The sequence below is a fragment of the Neisseria sp. P0018.S001 genome (genome assembly GCF_051957355.1).
GTDB lineage: Bacteria > Pseudomonadota > Gammaproteobacteria > Burkholderiales > Neisseriaceae > Neisseria > Neisseria subflava_A.
This window is the reverse complement of the sequence record NZ_JBQCWN010000085.1, coordinates 1-426: the sequence shown is the minus strand read 5'-3', so window position 1 is coordinate 426 and position 426 is coordinate 1. Positions and strand designations below refer to the sequence as shown.

General features: G+C 51.9%; 2 pseudogenes. One reads left to right on the top strand and one right to left on the bottom strand.

The annotated features are described in order from the left end of the window. Nucleotides 1-225, top strand: a pseudogene (locus ACTHTJ_RS10945) (type IV pilin protein); the annotation flags it as partial. A 96-nt stretch (nt 226-321) separates the two neighbouring features. Here the strand turns inward: ACTHTJ_RS10945 and ACTHTJ_RS10940 are convergent. After that, a pseudogene (locus tag ACTHTJ_RS10940) lies at nt 322-426 on the bottom strand (IS1595 family transposase); the annotation flags it as partial.

Genomic DNA, 426 nt, shown 5'->3' with positions numbered 1-426 from the left:
GGCGGTTTCTGCATTCGGATGAACGGTCAGGCTAAGGGGATCCTGGAAGGGAAGTTTACCCTGAAGGCGGTGGCGCTGGACAGGGAGGCGGAGCCGAGAGTATTACGCTTGAACGAGTCGCTGACGGCGGTGGTGTGCGGGAAGATGAAGGTGAAGGGAAGCTGTACGGACGGTGAGGAGATATTTAGGGGCAATGATGCGGAGTGTAAGCCTTTTACGGGGTAGAAATCTGATCGAAAGGGAGGAAGCGGATAAAGAAAAGGACGTGGGGGATACATCCTTTCGGGAGAGGATAATTTAAGGGGCTGTACTAGATTAGCTCTAAATTCCACACCAATCCCGCAGGATTTTTAGCTGCCGGGACGGTGTGCCGAAGTTAAATCGAAATTCGCATTCTTTCAAGAACAGCGGGAAAGATTTGCGATC